This is a genomic window from Streptomyces tateyamensis (assembly GCF_003205575.1).
In the GTDB taxonomy this organism is placed as follows: Bacteria; Actinomycetota; Actinomycetes; order Streptomycetales; family Streptomycetaceae; genus Kitasatospora; species Kitasatospora tateyamensis.
The window spans coordinates 49,269-70,757 of sequence record NZ_PYBW01000155.1; the positions used below are offsets into that span (position 1 = coordinate 49,269).

A 21,489-nucleotide genomic window follows, 5' to 3' on the forward strand; every position below is an offset into this window, starting at 1 on the left:
GACCGGTCAGTGCGCCGGGCAGGACGGCAGTGCCGCGTCCTGTCCGGCCCGGACCTGGCCCAGTGCCTTGAGTGCGTCGTCGAGCGTGTCCACCTTGATCAGCCGCAGCCCGGACGGGGTGTCCCGGCTCGCCTCGTCGCAGTTGTCGCTCGGGGTGAAGAAGTAGCGCGCGCCGGCCTCGCGGGCGGCGATCACCTTCATCGAGATGCCGCCGATCGGGCCGACCTTGCCGTCGTCGTCGATCGTTCCGGTGCCGGCCACGAACTTGCCGCCGGTCAGGTCGGTCGGGGTCAGCTTGTCCACGATGCCGAGCGCGAACATCAGCCCGGCGCTCGGCCCGCCGACGTCCTGCAGCCCGATGTCCACGGTGAACGGGAAGGTGTGCGAGGTCCCGGGCACGATGCCGACCATCGCCCGGTCGGCGTCCGGCGCCTTGGCGGTGACGATCGGCACGTCCTTGTGCGCCGAGCCGTCCTTGGGCGCGACGGTGAAGACCACCGTGTCGCCCGGCTTCTTCTTGGACACCAGCGGGGCCACCTGGGCGGCCGTGGTGACCTGGGCGCCGTCCACCGCGAGGAGCTGGTCGCCCGGATGCAGCTTGCCGTCGGCCGGGGCGCCGTCCACCACGCTGGAGACGATCACCTTGCTGCCCACCTGGTGGCCGAGCTGGGTCAGCGCGGCGGTCTTGGCGCTGTCCTGGGAGCTGGCGAAGTCCTGGGCGTTCTGCTGCTGGGACTGCTGCTCGGTCTCGCCCTTGGGGTAGATGGTGTCGTGCGGCACCACCAACTGGTCGTTGCGCAGCCAGCCGACCACCACCGAGACCAGGCTCGGCTCGTAGTTGGCGCCGGTGACCTGAACCGTGGTCATGTTCAGGTGGCCGGTGGTCGGGTAGGTGGTCGCCCCGGAGACGCTGATCACCGGGGTGCCGCTCTTGTCCTGGGCGCCCAGCGTGTTGTAGGTCGGCCCGGGGCTCAGCTGGGTGTAGGGCACCGGCAGCAGCACGGAGACGCAGAGCAGCGCTATGAGCGTGAGGGTCGCGGCGAGCATCGTCGCAGAGCGGCGTGGCATGCCACGACAGTACGGGACCCGGTCCACCGCGCGCCCGCCGGGTCAGTGCCCGTCCGGCACCCGGTGGCTGCCGGTGCTGCGCTCCATCGCCGCCAGGAAACGCTCGTGCTCGGCGAGCGAGGCACCGTCCCCCGTCGCCCTCCGCGGGCGGGCGGCCCAGGCCGCCCAGAGGACGGCGATCACCCCCGCCACGACGGGGATCCCCAACCAGGCCAGCGCTGCCATGTCCGTCCTCCCAGTTCGTCGTGCCTATCAGCACATTAACCGCCCGCAGACAGAACGGTGCTGAGGCCATCCGGGTTACGGCGAGTCAGCCACTGCCACTCGGCGGGCGCATTCGTATGCCCGGTTGGGCCGAACGGTACCCCGGGGCGGCCTGACGGGGGATCAGCAGGCGCCGACCCACTCCTCGTCGCCGTCGGTGAAGACCTGGTGCTTCCAGATCGGCACCTCGTGCTTGAGGTCGTCGATCAGCTTGCGGGCCGCCGCGAAGGCCTCGCCGCGGTGCGGGCAGGAGACCGCGACGATCACCGCGGTGTCCCCGATGGCCAGCCGGCCGACCCGGTGCACCGCGGCCAGCGCCCGCACCGGGAAGTCCGCGACCACCTTCTCGGCGATCCGGCGCATCTCCTGCTCGGCGCTGGGGTGGCAGCTGTACTCCAGTGCGGCGACCGACTTGCCGCCGTCGTGGTCGCGGACGGTGCCGACGAAGAGCGTGGTGCCGCCGGCCGCGTCGTCACCGACCGCCGCGTGGACCTCGTCCAGCGAGAGCGGGGTCTCGCGGATCGCGAGCAGGCGGATGGGATCGTGGTTCTCGGACATGCTCCAATGATCCGCCATCGGCGGGCCGGACCGGCAATTGTCGAAGTGTCCAAGCCCAGGGCCGCGCAACCGCCCGGGCTCCGGAGGGACCAGGACGGCGCTTGCAGGCCGGGCAAGGACCGGCGGCGCTCGCGGGCCGGATCAGAACCGGCGGCGCTTGCGGGCCCGGCGCACCAGCGCCGCGGTGCCCACCAGCGCGACCGTGGCCCCTGCCGCGCCCAGGCTGGTGGCGGCCTCCTTGCCGCCCAGGCGCCGCCCGGCCACCGCGTGCTTGCCCGCCACCTGGGCCAGCAGTTCGGCCAGCACCTCCTCGTTGCCGTACTTCGGCCGCCAGCCCGCCTCGTGCAGCCGGCTGCCGGAGACCACCCAGGGGTACATGGTGTACGCCAGGTCGCCGGCCGGCGCCGGGGTCAGCCCGAGCCGGTGCAGCCGGGCCGCGGTACCCAGGGCCAGCGAGGCGGGCAGCTCCATCCGGCGGATCCCGGACAGCTCCTCCACCTCCTCCTGCTCCAGCCAGCCGTCGCAGCCCACCGTGACCTCGCCCTCGACCAGGCCGAGCGCCGCGTACTCCAGCGCACTGGCCAGGTCGTCCAGGTGGCAGAACTGCCAGCACGGCCGGGAACCGGCCACCACCAGCAGCCGGGGCGCCTCGAAGTGCCTGGTCAGCACGGTGTCCACGCCGGGGCCGACCACCACGGCCGGGCGCAGCACGGTGACCTGCAGGCCCGGGTGGGCCCGGGGCACCCGGCGGGCCAGCCGCTCGATCTCCAGCAGGTCGCCGACCAGGCTGGCCTCCTCGGTGGCCCGCAGCTCGCCGTCCTCGGCCAGCGGCACCTCGTTGTCCGGCAGCGCGCCGTAGACCATGGCCGAGGTGCACAGCACCACCCGGGGCACCCCGGCGGCCGCAGCCGCCGTGACCACCGTCTGCGCCCCGCGCACGTTGTAGGCACTGCGGGTGCGCGGGTCGGCCTCCATCCCGAAGTCCATCGCCAGGTGCACCACCACGTCGGCCCCGCGCAGCCGCTCGGCCACCGCCGGGTCGCGCACGTCCAGCACCCGCCACTGCACCCCGGAGGCCTCGCCGCGCCGGTCGTCGATCGCCAGCACCTTGCGCACGCCGGGCGACTCGACCAACCGGGCCACCAGCCGGGCGCCGAGCACGCCGGCCGCGCCCGTGACGGCGACGGTGAGCGGTCGGCCGCCGTAGGCTGGGGGCGCGGACCCGGGCGCCACCTGGGCCTGGTCGCCTCCGGTCAGCCCAGAGCGAACGTCCGAAGGCGGGGAACTCACCGGCGATCCTCCACGGTTAGCTTAAGTGCGTACGTACGAGTGTCACGTACGGTCCATCCTGCCCGAGGAGAGGGCCCGGCGGTGCACCCGGCGCGGGCGCGCCCGCCCGTCCACTGTCCTGAAGTTGCTTTCCCGCCACCCGACCAGCGTGACGGCCGACCAGATCGAGGAACCCGTGAGCGACCTCCCCTTCGGATTCGGTGTCCCGCCCGAGGAGCCCGAGGAGGGCAAGGACCAGGGCGAAGGCAAGAAGCACGAACCTCCCCGCGACCAGCCGCAGCAGCCGGACCAGCCCCAGCCGTTCGGCTTCGGCGGGGCCAACCCGTTCGGCGCGCTGTTCGGGGCCGGCGGTCCGGGCCAGGGCGGCGACAACCCGTTCGCGTCCATGATGGGCGGCCTCAACCCGAACGACCTCGGCGCCGCCTTCCAGCAGCTGGGCCAGATGCTCTCGTTCGACGGCGGCCCGGTCAACTGGCAGCTGGCCAAGGACATCGCCCGGCAGAGCGTGGTGGCCGAGCAGCCCGAGGGCCGCACCAAGGACCGCTCGGTCAGCGCTACCGAGCGCTCCGCGGTGGCCGAGGCGGTCCGCCTCGCCGAGCTCTGGCTGGATTCGGTGACCGAGTTCCCGTCCTCCTCGGCCACCGCGGTGGCCTGGAGCCGGGCCGAGTGGATCGAGGCCACCCTGCCGGTCTGGCAGGAGCTGGTCGACCCGGTCGCCGAGCGGGTCGGCAACGCCATGGGCGGCGTGCTGCCCGAGGAGATGCAGGCCATGGCCGGCCCGCTGATGGGCGTGATGCGCTCGATGGGCGGGGCCATGTTCGGCACCCAGATCGGCCAGGCGCTGGGCGCGCTGGCCGCCGAGGTGCTCGGCTCCACCGACGTCGGCCTGCCGCTGGCCCCGGCCGGCAAGGCCGCGCTGCTGCCGCAGAACATCGCCGAGTTCGGCGAGGGCCTGTCCGTCCCCGCCGACGAGGTGCGGCTCTACCTGGCCCTGCGCGAGGCCGCCCACCAGCGGCTCTTCGCGCACGTGCCGTGGCTGCGGGCGCACCTGTTCGGCGCGGTCGAGGCCTACGCCCGGGGGATCAAGGTGGACACCTCCCGGATGGAGGAGCTGATGGGCCGCCTCGACCTGGAGAACCCCGAGGCGCTCCAGGAGGCACTGGGCAACGGCCTGCTGCAGCCCGAGGACACCCCCGAGCAGAAGGCCGCGCTGGCCCGCCTGGAGACGGCGCTGGCGCTGGTCGAGGGCTGGGTGGACGCGGTGGTGCACGCCGCCGCCGAGCCGCACCTGCCGCAGGCCTCGGCGCTGCGCGAGACGCTGCGCCGGCGCCGGGCCACCGGCGGACCGGCCGAGCAGACCTTCGCCACCCTGGTCGGCCTGGAGCTGCGGCCGCGCCGGCTGCGCGACGCCTCCCGGCTGTGGGCCTCGCTGGCCGACGCGCGCGGCACCGAGGGCCGGGACGCGCTGTGGCAGCACCCCGACATGCTGCCCACGGCGACCGACCTGGACGACCCGGACGGCTTCGTGCACCGCGGTACCGGGGAGCCGGTCGAGGGCGGCCTGGACTTCGACGCGATCGACCGGCTGCTGGGCGAGGCGGCGCAGGGCGCTGCCGGCCGCGGTTCGGGGGGCGCCTCCGGCGGCGGTGCGTCCGCTGCCGACGGCGGTGCCTCCGCGTCCGGCGAGGGCGTCGAGGACGCCAAGGGTTCCGGGGACGCGGACGGCAAGGACAAGCCCGCTTCATGAGCACGCTGCACGAGGACGCGGTCGCGGCGCTGACCGCCTGGGCGCCCGCCGAGGACGACCAGCGCGAGCTGCGCCGCGACTACCTGGCCCACCTGGCGGATCGTCAGGACGGGTTGTACAAGTCCTGCCTGCCCGCGCACCTGACCGCCAGCGCGCTGGTGGTGGACCCGGCCGACCGGCGGGTGCTGCTGACCCTGCACCCCAAGGTCGGCCTCTGGCTGCAGATGGGCGGCCACTGCGAGCCCGCCGACGCCACGCTGGGCGCGGCCGCGCTGCGCGAGGCGGTGGAGGAGTCCGGGATCGCCGGGCTCACGCTGCTGGCGACCGGCGGGGCCGGGCGACCGTCCCCGGTGAAGCTGGACCGGCACCAGGTGCACTGCACCGGCAAGGACCGGCCGGCCAACACCCACCTGGACGTGCAGTACGTGGCGCTGGCCCCGGCCGGTGCCCGGGAGCTGATCAGCGAGGAGTCGCTGGACCTGCGCTGGTTCGGCTTCGACGAGCTGCCGGAGCTGACCGACGACTCGGTGCGCCGGCTGGTCGGGCTGGCCCGCGCCCTGGTGGGCTGAGTACTGACGGGTCGAGGCCTGCTGGGTCGAGGCTTGGGGCTGAGTACTGACGGGTCGAGGCCTGCTGGACCGAGGCCTGGGGCTGAGTACTGGGGCCCGTGCCCTGGTGGGCTGAGGCCGCTCGGCGCGGGCCGGGCCGGGGGGAGGTCTGCGGCTCAGCCGCAGACCTCGGGCTCGCCGCCGGGCAGCTCCTCCGCGCCGCGGGCACCGGGGACGTGCGGCAGCCGGGCGGCGGCCGCGACCCCCTCCAGGTAGCCGCGGGCCCGCTCGGTGCGCGGGTAGGCCTCCAGCAGCGCCCAGAACCGCGGGCCGTGGTCGGCCACCAGCAGGTGGGCCAGCTCGTGCAGCAGGACGTAGTCCAGCACGTACTCGGGCATGCCCTGCAGCCGGTGGGAGAGCCGGATGGTGCGCTCGCTCGGGGTGCAGGACCCCCAGCGGGAGTTCTGGTTGGTCACCCAGCGGACCCGGTCCGGCCGGGCCCGGCCGCCGAGGAACTCGGCGGACAGGCGGCGGGCCTTCTCGAACAGCGCCTCGTCACCCAGGGTGCGGCGGCTCTCCTGGGCGGCGAGCCGGTCCAGCATCTGCGCGACCCAGCGCTGCTCCTCGGCCGGCGACATCCGGGCCGGGATCAGCACGATCGTGCGGTCGCCCTCGCGGTAGGCCGAGACCGTGCGGCTGCGGCGGGCACTGCGACGCACCTCGACCGGGCCGCCGTGGGCGTGGCCATGGGGGGTGCGGGGGGCGTCGGTCGGGCGCTGGGGGGCGCCGGGCGCCTCCACCGTGCGGTGCGCGGGCGTCGCGGGACCCGGCCCGGCCGCGGCACGGGCACGCCGAGGCGACGCCGAGGGCTTGGAATCCCGTTCGGCTGCCATGGCACACGACGTTACCCGGTGGGGCTGACATAAGTCCGCTGCCCGGGCCGGATTTCTTTCTCCCGGTGATCAGCATTCACCTTCCGGAATGCGGACCGCCTGAATGCTGGTCAGATGATCTCCGCTGCCTGTGGACAACTGGGTTGGTGAAATTCCGCAGCTGAGGCAGGCTCTCATTACGCACCGGAGTCGGGTGAAGCCATTCGGCAATCGGCGTGCGCACTGTCCCGCGGGGAATTGGAGTCGCCATGTCGACCGTGCAGACCGAGCAGCGCGCGCTGCCCCGCTCCGGGGCGGCTGCGGTGCGGCCGCTCCTCAAGCCCGCGCTCTCCCGCGCCTGGCGGGACGGGCGGACGCTGCAGTTCGGCACCGACCCTGAGCGCGCCCAGGTGGTCGCCGAGGCGGACGAGCGGTACCGCTCCTTCCTCGCCCTGCTCGACGGGGAGCGGGACACCAGCGCGGTCGAGGCCGCCGCCGGCCGCCTGGGGCTGGCCCCGCCGTACGTCCGCGAGGCGCTGGCCGAGCTGGCCCGCACCGGCCTGCTGGAGGACGCGGGCGCCGTCGAGCGCGAGCTGACCGGGTTGGTGCCCAGCCGGCGCGCGTTGCTCGGCCCCGATCTGGCCTCGCTCTCGCTGCTCCATCCACCGCCCGGGGCGGGTGCCGCCAAGCTCGCCGCGCGGGCGCGGGCCCGGGTCGAGGTGCGCGGCGCCGGGCGGGTCGGGGCGGCGCTGGCGGCCGCGCTGGCGGCGGCCGGGGTGGGCGCGGTCGCGGTGCTGGACGAGGGGCGGGTGCACCCCGCGGACTGCTCCCCCGCCGGGCTCGGGCCCGAACAGCTGGGCCGCTCCCGGGTCGGCGCGGCGCGCGAGGTGGTGGCCCGGGCCGCCGGCCGGCCCGCGGCGGGGACCGGGCCGCCCACCGGGCAGCCGGGGCAGTCGGGGCACCTCGAGCGGCCTGAGCGGCCGCCCCGGCCGGATCTGGTGGTGTTCGCCCCGCGGGACGGCAGCGGTGCCTTCGCCGGTCCGGCGGTGGCGGCCCGGGCGTTGCTGCGGGCCGGGGTGCCGCACCTCTACACCGGGGTGGTCGAGCACCTGGGGGTGGTCGGCCCGCTGGTGCTGCCCGGGGCCTCGGCCTGCGGCGGCTGCGTCGCGCTGACCCGGGCCGAGCAGGATTCGGCCTGGCCGCAACTGCTCGCGCAGCTGGCCGACGGCGGGCCAGGCCGGCCGCCGGAGCCGGCCTGTGACGGGGCGCTGGCCACCGCGGTCGCCGGCCTGGCCGCCCTGCAGGTGCTGCTCCAGCTGGACGGCGCCCGACCGCTCAGCGTGGACGGCTACTTCGAGGTCTCCGCCGCCGACGGCATGGCCCGTCGGCGGCGCCTGCCGCCCCACCTGGACTGCGGCTGCTTCTGGCGCTGATCCGGCGGCCGGGGCGCCGCACCGCCCCGCTCGATGCCGAGCCGTCCCGCCCGATCCGGTCGGCCGGCGCTGGCCGGGTGCAAGCGGGGAGCGGGCACAATGGCCTAGTGGCCGCCGTCCCCCGGCCACAGCAGGCCATTCGTGAGGGGTGGCAGGATTGGGAGGCCCCGGGTGAGCGATCTTCCGCGCAAGGCTATGACCCGCACCGCACGGCTCGCCGCGCTGCCCTTGGGGATCGCGGGCCGGGCCACCCTGGGCTTGGGCAAGCGGATCGGCGGCCGGTCCGCCGAGGCGGTCACCGCCGAGCTCCAGCAAGCCACCGCGGACCAGCTGTTCAAGGTCCTCGGCGAGCTCAAGGGCGGCGCCATGAAGTTCGGTCAGGTGCTCTCGGTCTTCGAGGCGGCCCTGCCCGAGGAGGTGGCCGGCCCCTACCGGGCCGCGCTGACGAAGCTTCAGGACGCGGCGCCGCCGATGCCGGCCGCCAGCGTTCACGCGGCGCTGGCCGAGCGGCTCGGCAAGGACTGGCGCTCCGACTTCCGCAGCTTCGACGACCGCCCGGCCGCCGCCGCCTCGATCGGCCAGGTTCACCGGGCGGTCTGGCAGGACGGCCGGCCGGTCGCGGTCAAGGTGCAGTACCCCGGGGCCGGCGAGGCGCTGCTGTCCGACCTGGGCCAGCTCAGCCGGGTGGCCTGGCTGGTCGGCCCGCTGATCCCCGGGCTGGACATCAAGCCGCTGATCACCGAGTTGCGCGAGCGGATCTGCGAGGAGCTGGACTACGCGCTGGAGGCCGAGGCCCAGCGCGCGCACGCCGCGGAGTTCGCCGGCGACCCGGACATCCAGGTGCCGGGCGTGGTGGCCCAGGCCGACCAGGTGCTGGTCACCGAGTGGATGGACGGCACGCCGCTGGCCGAGGTGATCTCCGCCGGGAGCCAGGCCGAGCGCAACCGGGCCGGGCACCTGCTGGCGCACTTCCTGTTCGCCGGCCCGGCCCGCACCGGCTTGCTGCACGCCGATCCGCACCCGGGCAACTTCCGGCTGCTCAAGGACGACGGCCCGATCGAGGGCTGGCGCCTGGGCGTGCTGGATTTCGGCACCGTGGACCGGCTGCCCGGCGGCCTGCCCCGCCCGATCGGCGACTCGCTGCGGCTGGCCCTGGCCGACGACGCGGTCGGCGTGCTGGACATGCTGCGGACCGAGGGCTTCGTCAAGCCGACCATCCAGCTCGACCCGGACGCGGTGCTGGACTACCTGCGCCCGATCATCGAGCCGGCCGCGGTAGACCGGTTCCACTTCACCCGGTCCTGGATGCGGGCGCAGGCGGCCCGGATCGCCGATCCCCGCTCCCCCGCCCACAACCTGGGCAAGCAGCTCAACCTGCCGCCGGACTACCTGCTGATCCACCGGGTCACCCTGAGCACCATCGGGGTGCTCTGCCAGCTGGGCGCCCAGGCGCCGTTCCGCCGCGAGATGCTCGACTGGCTGCCGGGCTTCGCCGAGGCCGAGTAGCCGCCGAGCAGGCCCGGCCGCGCCGCCCGCGCGGCGTCCGGGGCCGGACGCGGCGGTGCCCCGGCCGTCCCTTCCTCGGGGACTGCCGGGGCACCGCCACCGCAAGCGTCAGGTCGGACAGTCGACGGGCCCTGGGGCCGCCGGCTCAGAGCACCGCGGTGGCCAGCACCTTGCGAGCCCGCAGCGAGGCCCGCTCGGCCTTGCGGCGCAGCTTGGCGACCCGCATCGCCCGCAGGGCCAGGCGTTGGTCCTCCGCCTCCTGCAGGCGCTCTTGCATATGGGCGCGGGCCAGGTTTTCTTGCAGTAGATGCATCTCGAGGGTCCTGTTCTGGATCGAAAGTTCGGTGGTCTGCTCGGCGCGGGCGTTCGGCCCCGCGGTGATCGCCATGTCGTGGTCCTGCTCGTGGTGCGTGGTCGGATAGGGGGTCTGTACCGCGGCATCAGCCTGGGCATGGGCGATGCGAACGGAGTGGCGCAGGGCGCCGTCCGCCGGGGGGCATTCCCGGGGGACTGTCGCTGCTCGAAGCGGGTTCACGCGGAAACCTCGGTCTTGCGCGGACGCCCACGCGGCCGCTTGCGGGCCACCACGACACCCTGGACGAAGAGCTCGCCACCCCAGACGCCCCACGGCTCGCGGCGGTCGAGGGCGCCGGCCAGGCAGGCCTCCTTGACCGGGCAGGTGCCGCACAGGGTCTTCGCGTACTCCACGTCAGCCGGGGTCTCGGCGAAGAAGACCTCGGGGTCGAAGGAGCGGCACGGGATGGGAGCGCCGAGCGTCTCGGCGTCGTCGAGCGAGGTGAGCTGCATGAGAGAGCCTTCCGGAGGGGGGAACGGAGCAGGAGTAGCCGGGATCGGCACTGCCGGTACGGACGGGAGGGGCGGTGTGATGACCGTGGACACTGGTGGCGTCTTCCTCGTCTTGTTGTGGTTCCGGTCCAGCTGACTGGTCGGGCTGGGCCGGAGGCCCCGGAGGGCCTTGGGTGGTCTGTCGTACCGGACATAACAGAAGGGCCGCGGATCCCGTGAGACGGGTTCCGCGGCCCTGGAGTGGCCGACCTGAGGGTTCCTCAGGTTCGCTCTCTCCAGGGTTCAGGCCCGCGGAAGGCCCGGCTCCGGACGGCCTCGGCGCCTGCAAAGGCGGCCTTGGCCTGGTTGATCAGCTGCTCGTCCTGCTTGGCGGCTCCGGCACCGCCGGCCCGCAGATAGGCGCCATGCTCGGCCGCCACTGCCACTGCCTTCGGTGCCTTGGTCGGTCGCTCGTCGCGCATCACGCGCACCGAGTCGACGGAGACCTCGCCCCAGCCCAGGAACAGACCCGTCTCGACACCCGTCCCCAGGACACTGGGGGCGAGGGAGGCGCTGAGCAGACCGGCGCACGAAGCGCTGGCACCGCCGGCAACGCCGCCGGGAATGGCGTCGAGACCCAGACCGCCGAGCACGCCGGACAGCGAGGCAACGACAGAGGTCTGGCCAGTCAGTTTGGTGATCATCTGGTTCGTTCCCACTGTCTTCGCCTCCTCTCGGCGTCTCGCGGTGCCCAGTCCCCCGGGCTCCGGTGTTCGGATGTCTGTCAGGTCGTGCGTCCTGCCGGGGCAGGGTCAAGCAAGATCATGCGCAGGGGAAAGCCAGGTCAGGATGGTTCCCGAGGCTTTTGCGGCCGCGTCCCCTTGACCGCTCCGGCAGGCTATTGCGCTTCATGCACAGCGCGCAAACTATTTTTCCGGCGAGTTTTCGGACTCGTCCTCGGCAAGGCCTGCGTCGACCTCACCCGAGGGGTCGTCCGACTCAGCGGCCTGCTCCACCTCGGGGTCTTCCCCCGAGCACAACGAGAGCACGTCAGCCCCGTACTTGTCCAGCTTCATGGCACCGACGCCGGAGATCTGGGTCAGTTCCGCGACGCTTGCGGGCACGTCCTCGGCGATCGCCATCAGGGTGGCGTCGGTGAAGACCACGTAGGCGGGGACCCCCTGCTCCTTGGCGCGGCGCGAGCGCCACTCGCGCAGCCGCTCGTACAGCCCCTCGTCCATCGTGGAGGGGCAGTCCTCGCAGCGGCGCAGCTTGCGCTCCACCGCCTCCGTCAGGGTCCGCCCGCAGACCCGGCAGCGGACCGGCCCGCGCGGCGCCCGGCGCGCCGCCGAACGCTCCCCCGAGCCCTCCGCGCCGCCACGCGCCCCGGTGCGGGAGCCGCCCGCGCCGGAGCCCGGGCGCAGCCCGTCCAGGAAGCGGGTGGGTTTGCGGCCGGCCCGGCCGCCCGGCGAGCGGGCCAGCGCCCAGGAGAGCGACAGGTGGGCCCGGGCCCTGGTCACCCCGACGTAGAGCAGCCGGCGTTCCTCCTCCAACTGCTCGTCCGTCTTGGCGTAGATGATCGGCAGGGTGCCCTCGGTCAGGCCGACCAGGAACACCGCGTCCCACTCCAGGCCCTTGGCGGCGTGCAGCGAGGCCAGGGTGACCCCTTCGACGGCGGGCGCGTGCTGGGCGGCGGCCCGGGCGTCCAACTCGGCCACGTAGGCCGGCAGGTCGGCCGGCTCCCCGGCCGCCCGGCGCCCGGCCTCGAACTCCTCGGCCAGGCGGACCAGCGCGGCCAGCGACTCCCAGCGCTCGCGCACCGCACCGGAGCCGGCCGGCGCGGTGGCGGTGAAACCCCGGGTGGCCAGCACCGCGCGGACCTGGGCGGCCAGGTCGGGGGCGTCGGCGGTGAGCGGATCGCTGCCGGCCCGGGCCGCGCCGCGCAGCAGCAGCCCGGCCTCGCGCACCTCGGGCCGCTCGAAGAACCGCTCGGCGCCCTTGAGCTGGTAGGCCAGCCCCAGGTCGGCGAGCGCCTGCTCGTAGATCTCGGACATGCCGTTGGTGCGGAACAGCACCGCGATCTCGCTGGGCCGCACGCCCTGCTCGATCAGCTCCTTGATCCGGTAGGCGGTGGCCTCGGCCTCGGCGGGCTCGTCCGGGTACTCGAGGTAGACCGGCTCGGGGCCGCTGGGGCGCTGCGAGACCAGCTCGAGGCGGTGCCGGGCGGCCTCGCCGCGGGCGTGGCCGAGCAGGCCGTTGGCCAGGTGCACCACCTGCGGGGTGGAGCGGTAGTCCCGGACCAGCTTCACCACGGTGGCGTCGGGGTGCTTGGTGCGGAAGTTCAGCAGGTAGTCGGGGGTGGCGCCGGTGAACGAGTAGATGGTCTGGCTGGCGTCGCCGACCACGCACAGGCCGGCCCCGGCCCCGCCGCCGGTCCACTGGTCGAGCAGGCGCTGCTGCAGCGGGGAGACGTCCTGGTACTCGTCCACGGTGAAGTGGCGGTACTGGCCGCGCACCCGCTCGGCGATCTCCGGGCGGTCCTCCAGGATGGCGGCGGTGAGCAGCAGCACGTCCTCGAAGTCGATCACGTTGCGGTCGCGCTTGGCCTGCTCGTAGGCCGCGTAGACGCGGGTGATCTCGCTCGCGTCCCGGGGGGCGTCGCGGCCGGCCTTGGCGACCGCGACCGGGTAGTCGTCCGGCACGATCTGGGTGACCTTGGCCCACTCGATCTCACTGGTCAGGTCGCGCAGTTCGGAGCGCTGCACCCGCAGGCCGCTGCGGCCGGCCGCCTCGGCCACCAACTGCACCTTGCGCTCCAGCAGCCGGGGCACCTCCCCGCCGACCGCGCGCGGCCAGAAGTACTGGAGCTGGCGCAGCGCGGCTGAGTGGAAGGTGCGGGCCTGCACCCCGTCGGCGCCGAGCTGGCGCAGCCGGCCGCGCATCTCGCCGGCGGCGCGCGCGGTGAAGGTCACCGCGAGCACCTGCTGCGGCTGGAAGACGCCGGTGCGCACCCCGTAGGCGATCCGGTGGGTGATCGCCCTGGTCTTGCCGGTGCCGGCGCCGGCCAGCACGCAGACCGGCCCGTGCAGGGCGGTGGCGACCGCGCGCTGCTCCGGGTCCAGCCCGGCCAGCACCGCGTCCGGATCGCTCGGGCGGGCGCCGTACCAGCTCGCACCGCCGGGCCCGCCGACCCCGGCGCCGTCCATCGAGAGCTCCTGCTGCATGGGCCCCATCCTCGCAGCCGCGACCGACACCGTGCGCCGCGTTGTCCACAACCCCGACAGGATCGTCATACGGTCCGCTCGTCATCGCGGGGCTGTGGACAACGCAGACCGGAATGGGCGGGCGAGGGCGTACGTTGTGCTTCCCGGCGGCCCGCTTCCGGCGGCGCCGCCTCGTCGCACTCCGACGGACCCACCCCGACGAAGGAGCCTGTTCGATGTCCGGCAGCGTCACGATGTACAGCACGACCTGGTGCGGCTACTGCAACCGTCTCAAGAGCCAGCTCGACCGCGAGGGCATCGCCTACACCGAGATCAACATCGAGCAGGACCCGGCCTCGGCCGCCTTCGTCGAGAAGGTCAACAACGGCAACCAGACCGTGCCGACCGTCCTGGTCACCGGCACCAGCGGCGAGGAGGCCGTGATGACCAACCCGAGCCTGCTGCAGGTCAAGAAGGCGCTGGCCGCCTGATCCGGCGCCGGCCGGCCGGGCCGCTCGTCCCCCGGGGGCGGGCGGCCCGGTCAGCGGCCCCGGTCAGCGGGCGCCGAGCTCGCCCAGCCCGTAGACCAGCCGGCAGCGGTCCGCCGAGTACCGGGTCTCGATCACCCGCACCGGCCCGCGCCGGTCGTAGGTGACCCGGGTCTGCACCAGCAGCGGCACCCCGGGCCCGCCCTGGAACCACTGGGCCTCCTCCGGCCCGGGCATCCGGGCCACCAACTGGTCCACCGCGCCCACCTCCTGGCGGCCGAGCGCCGCCAGCACCGCCTCGTCCCCGCCGGGCACCGGGTCCGGCTCCATCAGCGCCGTCCCCGCGGCCACCCCGGCCCGGTAGTGGCTCTCCTCGATCGAGTAGGGCTCGCGGTCCAGCAGCCGCAGCTGGCGGCGGACCACCACGGCCTCCCCCGGCCGCAGCCCGAGCCGTTCGGCCACGTCCACCCGGGCCCGCACGATCAGCATCTCGAACTCGGCGCTGAGCACCCGCCCGGCGGCGTCCGCCTCGACGCTGTACACCTCGCTGGGCGCCGCCAGCCCGTCCCGCTGGGTCGGCACCGGCAGCGGCGCGGCCGGCGGCCCGTAGGCCCGGTGGTCCAGCATCGGGTGCTCGCGCAGGAACGTGCCCTTGCCCTGCAGCCGGACCAGCCTCCCCTCGTTGACCAGCACGTCCACCGCGAGCCGCACCGTGTTGCGGGCCACGCCGTACTGCTGCTCCAGCTCCGACTCCACCGGCAGCGCGGTGTCCGCGCGCCACTCTCCGGCCGCGATCCGGCGCCGCAGATCGGCGGCCAGCCGCTGGTACTTGGGGGACGACACGCTGCCACTGGAGAGGGTCACCCCGGAAATGTATCGAGCAGGGTGACGGCCTTTCAGCTAAACCGACCATAACTGGCCATGATTGCTCCGTCAGCTCCGGCCCGGATCATCCACAGAACGTTCCTGACCTGTGTGGATGAACAGTTCTGCATCGACTCCCGGGTATTCCGTGGGCAATGCAGCAAGAAGGGGCGTGCGATCGAATCGCACGCCCCCGGACAATTCACGCCGTCACCACCGCGCCGTCTGCGGTATCGGTTCTCCGTACCAGTCCTCGATCAGGTGCCGGGCGATCGAGATCCCGGTCGGCGGCACGATCTCGCCCGACTCCCAGCCCGCCCGCAGGTCCTCCCGGGAGAACCACCGGGCCTCGGCCAGCTCCTCGCCGTCCACCGTGATCTGGGCCCCGCCCGGGGCCACCGTGCCGGTGAAGCCCAGCATCAGGCTGGCCGGGAACGGCCACGGCTGGCTGGCCACATAGGCGACCTCGCCCACCCGTACCCCGGCCTCCTCGAGCACCTCGCGGGCCACCGCCTGCTCGATCGACTCGCCCGGCTCGACGAACCCGGCCAGCGTGGACCAGCGCCCCTCCGGCCAGATCGCCTGCCGGCCCAGCAGGCAGCGGTCCTGCTCGTCGGTGATCAGCATGATCACCGCCGGGTCGGTGCGCGGGTAGTGCTCGGCCGCGCAGGAGGTGCACCGGCGCAGGTGCCCGGCGCCCGCCTTCTCGGTCGGGTGCCCGCAGCGCGAGCAGAAGCTGTGCAGCCGGTGCCAGTGCTCCAGCGCCACCGCGTGCACCAGCAGCCCGGCGTCACGGGGCGACAGCGAGCCGCCCACCTCGCGCAGCCCGGCGGGCCGGGCGTCGCCGTCCAGCCGCCCGGGCAGCGCCTCGCCGGCCAGCGCGAAGTAGCAGACCCCGTCCTCGTCGATGCCCAGGAAGTAGCGGTCCCCGCCCTGCGGCGCCTCGAAGGAGGGCAGAAGCACCAGCTCGGAGCCCTCCCCGGTGTCCACCACGAAGGCCTCGCCCCCGGCGATCGGCAGCACCTTGGTGCTCGGGTGGCTCCAGGCGGCCGCCAGCCACGGCTCGTCCAGCCGGTGCTGCGCCGCCCGGTCCACCCCGGCCCGGGCCAGCGGCAGTGGGCGTGCGGTCTCAGACTTGCTCATGGTGCTCCGTCCCCGTTTCGCGCGGTCTTCGTCATCTCAGCGTCCACCGGGGCTCAGCGGTGGTTCTCGGCCAGGTCGCCCCACAGGTAGGCGGCGGCCTCGACACCCTTGAGGAGCAGGTCCAGCTCGACCTTCTCGTCCACCGAGTGCCAGCCGTCCGAGGGCACCGAGATGCCCAGGAACAGCACGGTGGCGCCGAGCACGTCGCGCAGGTCGGCGGCCGGCCCGGAGCCGCCCTCCCGGGTGAAGAGCACCTCCTGCTCGAAGGCCCGCTCCATCGCCCGCACCGTGGAGCGCAGCGCCGGGTGGTCCAGCGGGGTCAGGCAGGGCCGGGTGATGCTGCCGAAGTGCACCCGGTGCCCGATCCCGGCCGGCACCCGGGCGGCCACCCAGTCCCGCACCGTCTGCTCGATCCGCTCCGGCTCCTGGCCGGCGACCAGCCGGAAGGAGAGCTTGAGGTGCGCCTCGGCCGGCACGATGGTCTTGGTGCCGGGGCCGGTGTAGCCGCCCCAGACGCCGTTCACCTCGGCGGTGGGCCGGGCCCAGATCCGCTCCAGGGTGGAGTAGCCGGCCTCGCCCTGCAGGCCGTGCGACTTCGCGGTGGCCAGCCAGCCCGCCTCGTCGAAGGGGAGCTTGGCGAACAGCTCGCGCTCGCGCTCGGTCAGCTCCACGATCCCGTCGTAGAAGCCGGGCAGCGCGATCCGCCGCTGCTCGTCGTGGAGCGCGGCCGCGAGCTCGGCCGCGGTGGTGGCCGGGTTGGGCACCGCGCCGCCGAAGGAGCCGGAGTGGATGTCGCTGTCCGGCCCGGTCAGGTCGATCTGGCAGTCGAGCTTGCCGCGCATGCCGGTGCAGACGGTCGGGGTGCGCTCGTCCCACATCCCGGTGTCGGAGACCACCACCAGGTCGGCGGCCAGCCGCTCGGCCTGACGGCGGATCAGCGCGCCGAAGTTCGGCGAGCCGGACTCCTCCTCGCCCTCGATCAGCAGCTTGAGGTTGACTGCCGGCGCGCTGCGGCCGGTGGCGGCCAGGTGCGCGCGCAGCCCCAGGGTGTGGAAGAAGACCTGGCCCTTGTCGTCGGCCGCGCCGCGCGCGTGCAGCCGGTTGCCGACCACGGTCGGCTCGAACGGCTCGGTCCGCCAGCCGTCCGCCTTGGCGGCCGGCTGCACGTCGTGGTGGCCGTAGACCAGCACGGTGGGCACCCCGGCCTCGCCCGCGGGCCACTCGGCGAAGACCGCCGGCAGTCCGTCCGTCTCCCAGACCTCCACCACCGGGAACCCGGTCCCGCGCAGCTTCTCGGCCAGCCACTCGGCCGAGCGGCGCACGTCGCCGGCCCGGTCGGGGTCGGCGGAGACCGAGGGGATGCGCAGCCAGTCGGCGAGGTCGGCCAGGAAGGCCTCCTGGTGCTGGGCGATGTAGGAGCGGACGGCGCTGTCCGGGGTTTTCGTCATACGGTTGACCTTAGTTCGCCCCGAAGGGTGGGCGCCGCCGAGGTCCGGGGTGCGGACCGCGGCGGCGCTGTGGGGTCGGTCACGCCGTCCGGCGGGCCAGCACCGTGCGCGAGCGGGTGACCACGGCCGCCAGCAGGGCCGCCAGCAGCGGCAGCGCCACCAGGGTGAGCCCGAGGTTCAGCCACGGCACGGCGATCACCACGTGCGCCTGGCCCTCCAGCAGCCGGGAGGGCGGGGCCATCCCCTTCGCCTCCCGCAGCGCCACCGCCGGCACCATCCCGCACACCGTGCCCAGCACCGCCCCCATCGCGGCGATCACTCCGCACTGGAAGCCGGACAGGCTGCGCCGGATCCGCGGTTCGGCGCCGACCGCCGCCAGGGTGGCCAGGTCCCGCTGCGAGTCGGCCGCGGCCAGCCCGGTGGCGATCCCGGCCGCACCGAGCGCGACCAGCGCGGCGAAACCGGTCAGTCCCAGCTCCATGGCGGAGTTCTGCGCCCGGTAGCCGCGCTCCACCGAGAACTGCCAACTGCGCACCCCGAGCTTGCCCAGCGCGCCCTGCGCCCGCTGCTCGGCGCCCGCGGAGGGCACCGCCGCCGGCCGCCAGACCGAACCGAAGTCGCGGGTCAGCAGCCCGAGCTCGGCCACGGCTGCCGGGCTGAAGTAGCTGGTGTGGACGGCGGGACCACTGCGGACCAGCACCGCGTCCACCAGCTGGTCGTGGTGGGTCCAGGCCGGGTTGGCGGGGTCGCTCTGGCCCGACACCCGCAGCACGGTCTTGCCGTTGTCGATCATCGACGGGTCGAAGACCACCACCTTGCCGTCGGCCGCGGCCTGGCGCACCGCCGCGTCGTCCACTCCGAACAGGCTGTGCAGCAGCGCCGGGTCGCCGGAGACCATCGGACCGAACCTGACGGACTCCACCGGGTTCAGGCAGCGCGGGTCGCGCGCGAGCGCCAGGTCGCCGGGCCCGCTCGGGCTCTGCTGGTCCATCAGCGGGCAGCGCTTGGCCGGCGGCGCCACCAGGCTGGCCGAGCTGGTCGCCTGGTGGCAGTCGGCCGGACCGAGCACGCAACTGCCCGGGGAGTCGACCGCCCGCACGTCGGCCCGCTCACCCAGCCCGGGCATCGCCCGCTCGACCGCGGCCCGCTGCCGGTCCAGCGGGGCAGCGGCCGGATCGGGGTAGCTGAGCAGGGTGACCGCGCCGGCCGGTGCGGTGGCGACGTAGTGCTCGCGCATCTCCTGGTCGTTGCTGGCGCCGTAGACGCCGACCGCGACCGCGCCGGCCACCGCGGCCATCACGGCGGCCACCGCCGGCGAGGTGCGGCCGCGGTGGCGCACCGAGTCGCGCAGCGCCAGCCGCGGGGCCAGCGGCAGCACCTTCCCGAGTCGGCCGAACAGGCCCACCAGCACCGGGGTGCAGGCGACCATGCCCAGCTCGGCCACCGCCGAGCCGCCCAGCACCGCGGTGTTGCGCATGGTCCCGTTGCTCACCCCGAACAGCGCGAGCGCCGCCCCGCCCAGCACCATCAGCACGCCCAGCAGGGTCAGCAGGCGCGGCACCGGCTTCAGCTCACCGCGCCCGGTCAGCGCGACCAGCACCTCCTGCCGCCCGGCCTGCACCGCCGGCACCACGGCCGCCAGCAGCCCGGTGGCCAGCCCGAGCCCGGCCACCGCGAGCAGGTCCAGCGGCGCCAGCGCGAAGGAGCCGAACCGGGCACCCCCGGCCCGCTCCAGCCACGGCCGGGCCACCAGCACGCCCAGCGCCCCGAGCAGCACCCCGACCACCGCCCCGGCCAGGCCGAGCACCGCACCGCTGCCGAGCACCACCGCGCGCACCTGAGCCCGGTCGCCGCCGCCGGCCGCGATGAGCCCCAGCTGGCGCCGGGACCGCCGGGCCCCGACAGCGAACGCGGGGCCCGCGAGCAGCACCACCTCCAGCAGCGCCATGCCGACCACGGTGACCAGCACCACGGTGGCCGAGCGGTCGCTGCTGCCCGTGGACTGCTGGGCGTAGTAGGGGACCTGGTTCCGAGCCGGCGGGTGCAGCGCCACCGCCCGCGAACTGGCCGCGAATCCGTACTTGTTGAGCTGCTGCACGGCCGGCCAGTCCACGCTCGCGCCGGCCGGCAGCCGCACCAGCCAGCTGTAGTTCCGGTCCGGACCGGTGGGCATCAGGTCGCCGAACGCGCCGGGCCGGCCGACCGCCTCGACCAGCCGCAGCTGGTCCGGATGCTCGACCACCCCGGTGATGGTGAAGGACTTCCCGTGGTCGCCGCCGAGCACGGTGCTCGCGCCCAGCCGCAGGCCGGCGGAGTCCAGGAAGGCCTGGGTCACGGCGATCTGGTCGTCCGTCACCGGGGCGTGGCCGCCCACCAGGTTGATCCGGCCGTGCCAGACCTGGTCGGTCAGGTCCGCCTGGGTCAGCCGACTGCGCAGCAGGCCGTCCTTGCTGCCGGCCATCGTGTCGGCGGTGGTCAGCGGGTAGAGCACCGAGCCGGGCGGCAGCAGCCGGGCGGCCAGGGCGCCCGGCTCGGTGTCCTTGCTGCTCTGCTGCTCGGGCCCCGGCTGGACCCAGTGCCCGATCTGGCCGTCCCAGGCGAGCGGGGCCTGCACGACCTCGTAGCCGGACCCGCTGGACTGCAGCAGCACGTCCGCCCGGCCGAGCTGACGCTCCACCTGCTGAGCCGTGGTCAGGTCGGTGCTGCGGTAGACCACGTCGGCACCGGCCACCCCGAGCACCGGCAGCGCGATCATGGCCAGCACCAGGGCGCTGCGCCCCTTGGCCCGCAACGCGTCGCGGCGTGCGATCCGCAGCGCGGCCCGCAGCGCGGGGAGCCTCACAGCTCGCCCCCCTGGGCGTTGCCGGCGGCAGCGGCGAGCAGCTGCTCGGCGCTCTGCCGGCCGGTCTCGTCCACCATCCGGCCGTCGCGCAGGAAGACCACCCGGTCCGCCCAGGCCGCGTGCCGGGCCTCGTGGGTGACCAGCACCGCGGCCGCGCCCGCGTCGCAGCGGGTCCGCAGCACCGCCAGCACCGCCTCTCCGGTGCTGGAGTCCAGCGCGCCGGTGGGCTCGTCGGCCAGCACCAGGCCCCGCTCGCCGATCAGCGCCCGGGCGATCGCGACCCGCTGCTGCTGGCCGCCCGACATGTCGTCGGGGAACCGGTCCGCCAGCTCGGCGATGCCGACCTCGGCCAGCGCCTCCATGGCCTCGCGCCGTGCGGTGCGGGCCGGCACCCCGTCCAACTCGCGCGGCAGCATGGTGTTCTCCACCGCGGTCAGCGCCGGGATCAGGTTGTAGTCCTGGAAGACGTAGCCGACCGCGCGCCGGCGCACCTGCGCCAGCTGACGGCGGCTCAGCTCGCCGAGCGAGCGGCCCTGCACCAGCACCCGCCCGCCGCTGGGGCGGTCCAGGCCGCCGGCCAGGGTGAGCAGGGTGGACTTGCCGGAGCCGGAGGGACCCATCACGGCGACGAACTCGCCGGGGTGCACCGCCAGGCTCACCGAGCGCAGTGCGTGCACCTCGGCGGCGCCCTGGCCGTGCACCCGGGTCACCTGCTCCAGCCGCAGTATCGGGTCGGTGGTGGTGGTCATCGTTCCCCCTGTCGTTGCTTCCCGCGTCCACGCGTCGTCGGCGCGGGTTCCTGCTCGCCGGTGCCGGGTGCGGGTTCCTGCGCCGGGACCGGCTGTGGGCGGTGCTGGGCCAGCCGGGTCTCGCAGTGGTCCAGCCAGCGGACCTCGGCCTCGGTCTGGAAGATCAACTGGTCGAGCACCAGCAGCCAGGCCAGCTCGGTCCCGCCGGCGGCCGGTTCGGCCACCGCCGCGAGCGCCCGGGCCTTGAGCCGGGTGTAGTCCTGCAGCGCCTGGATGCTGTGCCGGCGCTGGCCCTGGACCACCGCCTGGACGTCCACCCCGGGCACCGTGACCGCCATCGCCAGCTTGATCGCCAGCTCGTCCCGGGGCGGGTTGGTGCGCGGCACCGGGGTCTCGAACCAGTTGCGCAGCTCGGCCCGGCCGCGGTCGGTGACCCGGTAGAAGAGGTGGCCCTCCTCGTCCTCCCCGTCCGGGAGCACCAGGCCGTCCCGCTCCAGCCGACCCAGCGTGGTGTACACCTGCCCGACGTTCAGCGGCCAGGTGGCGCCGGTGCGCGCCTCGAACTCGGTGCGCAGCTGGTAGCCGTATCTGGGCCCCTGGTCGAGCAGGGCGAGCAGACCGTGTTTGATCGACATACCGAGTATGTATACCGGGTATGTGCCGTCTCCTCAAGCCCGTCG

Annotated in this window: 20 protein-coding genes; 5 read left to right on the plus strand and 15 right to left on the minus strand. The window is 74.4% G+C overall.

All coding sequences use genetic code 11. The features are described 5' to 3' along the window. Nucleotides 1–6: 6 nt before the first annotated feature. The 4 genes from C7C46_RS30660 to C7C46_RS30675 form a co-directional block, all read right to left on the minus strand. Nucleotides 7–1,068, minus strand: coding sequence for a YlbL family protein (locus C7C46_RS30660; RefSeq protein WP_110673194.1), 1,062 nt, complete (start codon nucleotides 1,066–1,068; stop codon nucleotides 7–9). Between the two features lie 42 nt (nucleotides 1,069–1,110). Continuing rightward, nucleotides 1,111–1,293: a hypothetical protein gene (locus C7C46_RS30665; protein ID WP_110673195.1), complete on the minus strand. Its 183-nt coding sequence runs from the start codon at nucleotides 1,291–1,293 to the stop codon at nucleotides 1,111–1,113. Nucleotides 1,294–1,455: 162 nt separating this feature from the next. Next, nucleotides 1,456–1,890, minus strand: a complete 435-nt coding sequence (locus tag C7C46_RS30670) for a molybdenum cofactor biosynthesis protein MoaE (protein WP_245985210.1) — start codon at nucleotides 1,888–1,890, stop codon at nucleotides 1,456–1,458. Between the two features lie 141 nt (nucleotides 1,891–2,031). Further along, nucleotides 2,032–3,180: an NAD-dependent epimerase/dehydratase family protein gene (locus C7C46_RS30675; RefSeq protein ID WP_425470148.1), complete on the minus strand. Its 1,149-nt coding sequence runs from the start codon at nucleotides 3,178–3,180 to the stop codon at nucleotides 2,032–2,034. Nucleotides 3,181–3,355: 175 nt separating this feature from the next. On the opposite strand from C7C46_RS30675, the gene C7C46_RS30680 reads away from it, so the two are divergent. Together C7C46_RS30680 and C7C46_RS30685 are read left to right on the plus strand one after the other, a co-directional pair. Next, nucleotides 3,356–4,927 carry a zinc-dependent metalloprotease gene (locus tag C7C46_RS30680; RefSeq protein WP_110673230.1) on the plus strand — a complete coding sequence of 524 codons (1,572 nt, stop codon included), beginning with the start codon at nucleotides 3,356–3,358 and terminating at the stop codon, nucleotides 4,925–4,927. Further along, nucleotides 4,924–5,496: an NUDIX hydrolase gene (locus C7C46_RS30685; protein WP_110673197.1), complete on the plus strand. Its 573-nt coding sequence runs from the start codon at nucleotides 4,924–4,926 to the stop codon at nucleotides 5,494–5,496. The genes C7C46_RS30680 and C7C46_RS30685 overlap by 4 nt, the downstream gene beginning before the upstream one ends. A gap of 155 nt (nucleotides 5,497–5,651) precedes the next feature. Here C7C46_RS30685 and C7C46_RS30690 read toward each other — a convergent pair whose 3' ends face one another. Continuing rightward, nucleotides 5,652–6,368, minus strand: coding sequence for a M48 metallopeptidase family protein (locus C7C46_RS30690; RefSeq protein ID WP_110673198.1), 717 nt, complete (start codon nucleotides 6,366–6,368; stop codon nucleotides 5,652–5,654). A gap of 248 nt (nucleotides 6,369–6,616) precedes the next feature. On the opposite strand from C7C46_RS30690, the gene C7C46_RS30695 reads away from it, so the two are divergent. Beyond that, on the plus strand, nucleotides 6,617–7,780 hold the full coding sequence (locus C7C46_RS30695; protein WP_110673199.1) for a ThiF family adenylyltransferase: 1,164 nt from the start codon (nucleotides 6,617–6,619) through the stop codon (nucleotides 7,778–7,780). 171 nt (nucleotides 7,781–7,951) lie between these two features. Next, nucleotides 7,952–9,286, plus strand: a complete 1,335-nt coding sequence (locus C7C46_RS30700) for an ABC1 kinase family protein (protein ID WP_110673200.1) — start codon at nucleotides 7,952–7,954, stop codon at nucleotides 9,284–9,286. 145 nt (nucleotides 9,287–9,431) lie between these two features. Here the strand turns inward: C7C46_RS30700 and C7C46_RS30705 are convergent, their stop codons facing one another. The 4 genes from C7C46_RS30705 to C7C46_RS30720 all read right to left on the minus strand — a co-directional run bounded on the left by C7C46_RS30705 (nucleotide 9,432) and on the right by C7C46_RS30720 (nucleotide 13,278). Next, entirely contained in the window at nucleotides 9,432–9,674 is a 243-nt protein-coding gene (locus tag C7C46_RS30705; RefSeq protein ID WP_245985212.1) for a hypothetical protein, read from the minus strand. Nucleotides 9,675–9,817: 143 nt separating this feature from the next. After that, nucleotides 9,818–10,174, minus strand: coding sequence for a WhiB family transcriptional regulator (locus C7C46_RS30710; RefSeq protein WP_425470149.1), 357 nt, complete (start codon nucleotides 10,172–10,174; stop codon nucleotides 9,818–9,820). Nucleotides 10,175–10,353: 179 nt separating this feature from the next. Then, nucleotides 10,354–10,776, minus strand: a complete 423-nt coding sequence (locus C7C46_RS30715) for a hypothetical protein (protein WP_146259272.1) — start codon at nucleotides 10,774–10,776, stop codon at nucleotides 10,354–10,356. Nucleotides 10,777–10,998: 222 nt separating this feature from the next. Continuing rightward, nucleotides 10,999–13,278 (minus strand): ATP-dependent DNA helicase UvrD2, encoded by a 2,280-nt coding sequence (locus C7C46_RS30720; RefSeq protein WP_181442624.1) that lies wholly within the window; start codon nucleotides 13,276–13,278, stop codon nucleotides 10,999–11,001. Between the two features lie 233 nt (nucleotides 13,279–13,511). Between C7C46_RS30720 and C7C46_RS30725 the strand changes: the two genes are divergently transcribed. Further along, a complete protein-coding gene (locus C7C46_RS30725) occupies nucleotides 13,512–13,766 on the plus strand; it encodes a mycoredoxin (RefSeq protein ID WP_110673204.1) in 255 nt (84 codons plus the stop codon). Between the two features lie 63 nt (nucleotides 13,767–13,829). Here C7C46_RS30725 and C7C46_RS30730 read toward each other — a convergent pair whose 3' ends face one another. From C7C46_RS30730 to C7C46_RS30755, 6 genes are all read right to left on the minus strand, one after another. Continuing rightward, entirely contained in the window at nucleotides 13,830–14,627 is a 798-nt protein-coding gene (locus C7C46_RS30730) for a GntR family transcriptional regulator (RefSeq protein ID WP_110673205.1), read from the minus strand. 210 nt (nucleotides 14,628–14,837) lie between these two features. Next, on the minus strand, nucleotides 14,838–15,770 hold the full coding sequence (gene nudC / locus C7C46_RS30735) for an NAD(+) diphosphatase (RefSeq protein WP_110673206.1): 933 nt from the start codon (nucleotides 15,768–15,770) through the stop codon (nucleotides 14,838–14,840). Between the two features lie 53 nt (nucleotides 15,771–15,823). Continuing rightward, complete coding sequence (locus C7C46_RS30740; protein WP_110673207.1) at nucleotides 15,824–17,218, minus strand: dipeptidase; 1,395 nt, start codon at nucleotides 17,216–17,218, stop codon at nucleotides 15,824–15,826. A gap of 79 nt (nucleotides 17,219–17,297) precedes the next feature. Next, complete coding sequence (locus tag C7C46_RS30745) at nucleotides 17,298–20,060, minus strand: FtsX-like permease family protein (protein WP_110673208.1); 2,763 nt, start codon at nucleotides 20,058–20,060, stop codon at nucleotides 17,298–17,300. Further along, nucleotides 20,057–20,809: an ABC transporter ATP-binding protein gene (locus C7C46_RS30750; protein WP_110673209.1), complete on the minus strand. Its 753-nt coding sequence runs from the start codon at nucleotides 20,807–20,809 to the stop codon at nucleotides 20,057–20,059. Before C7C46_RS30750 ends, C7C46_RS30745 begins: the two co-directional genes overlap by 4 nt. Beyond that, nucleotides 20,806–21,444, minus strand: a complete 639-nt coding sequence (locus tag C7C46_RS30755; RefSeq protein WP_110673210.1) for a PadR family transcriptional regulator — start codon at nucleotides 21,442–21,444, stop codon at nucleotides 20,806–20,808. The genes C7C46_RS30750 and C7C46_RS30755 overlap by 4 nt, the downstream gene beginning before the upstream one ends. Between the last annotated feature and the right edge of the window lie 45 nt (nucleotides 21,445–21,489).

Excerpts from the sequence above, each read along its gene's own strand:
- C7C46_RS30740 (WP_110673207.1), bottom strand. The coding sequence starts at position 17,218 with ATGACGAAAACCCCGGACAGCGCCGTCCGCTCCTACATCGCCCAGCAC.
- C7C46_RS30685 (WP_110673197.1), top strand. The coding sequence starts at position 4,924 with ATGAGCACGCTGCACGAGGACGCGGTCGCGGCGCTGACCGCCTGGGCG.
- C7C46_RS30660 (WP_110673194.1), bottom strand. The coding sequence starts at position 1,068 with ATGCCACGCCGCTCTGCGACGATGCTCGCCGCGACCCTCACGCTCATA.
- C7C46_RS30750 (WP_110673209.1), bottom strand. The coding sequence starts at position 20,809 with ATGACCACCACCACCGACCCGATACTGCGGCTGGAGCAGGTGACCCGG.
- C7C46_RS30705 (WP_245985212.1), bottom strand. The coding sequence starts at position 9,674 with ATGGCGATCACCGCGGGGCCGAACGCCCGCGCCGAGCAGACCACCGAA.
- nudC (WP_110673206.1), bottom strand. The coding sequence starts at position 15,770 with ATGAGCAAGTCTGAGACCGCACGCCCACTGCCGCTGGCCCGGGCCGGG.
- C7C46_RS30665 (WP_110673195.1), bottom strand. The coding sequence starts at position 1,293 with ATGGCAGCGCTGGCCTGGTTGGGGATCCCCGTCGTGGCGGGGGTGATC.
- C7C46_RS30725 (WP_110673204.1), top strand. The coding sequence starts at position 13,512 with ATGTCCGGCAGCGTCACGATGTACAGCACGACCTGGTGCGGCTACTGC.
- C7C46_RS30670 (WP_245985210.1), bottom strand. The coding sequence starts at position 1,890 with ATGTCCGAGAACCACGATCCCATCCGCCTGCTCGCGATCCGCGAGACC.
- C7C46_RS30755 (WP_110673210.1), bottom strand. The coding sequence starts at position 21,444 with ATGTCGATCAAACACGGTCTGCTCGCCCTGCTCGACCAGGGGCCCAGA.
- C7C46_RS30690 (WP_110673198.1), bottom strand. The coding sequence starts at position 6,368 with ATGGCAGCCGAACGGGATTCCAAGCCCTCGGCGTCGCCTCGGCGTGCC.
- C7C46_RS30715 (WP_146259272.1), bottom strand. The coding sequence starts at position 10,776 with ATGATCACCAAACTGACTGGCCAGACCTCTGTCGTTGCCTCGCTGTCC.
- C7C46_RS30720 (WP_181442624.1), bottom strand. The coding sequence starts at position 13,278 with ATGGACGGCGCCGGGGTCGGCGGGCCCGGCGGTGCGAGCTGGTACGGC.
- C7C46_RS30695 (WP_110673199.1), top strand. The coding sequence starts at position 6,617 with ATGTCGACCGTGCAGACCGAGCAGCGCGCGCTGCCCCGCTCCGGGGCG.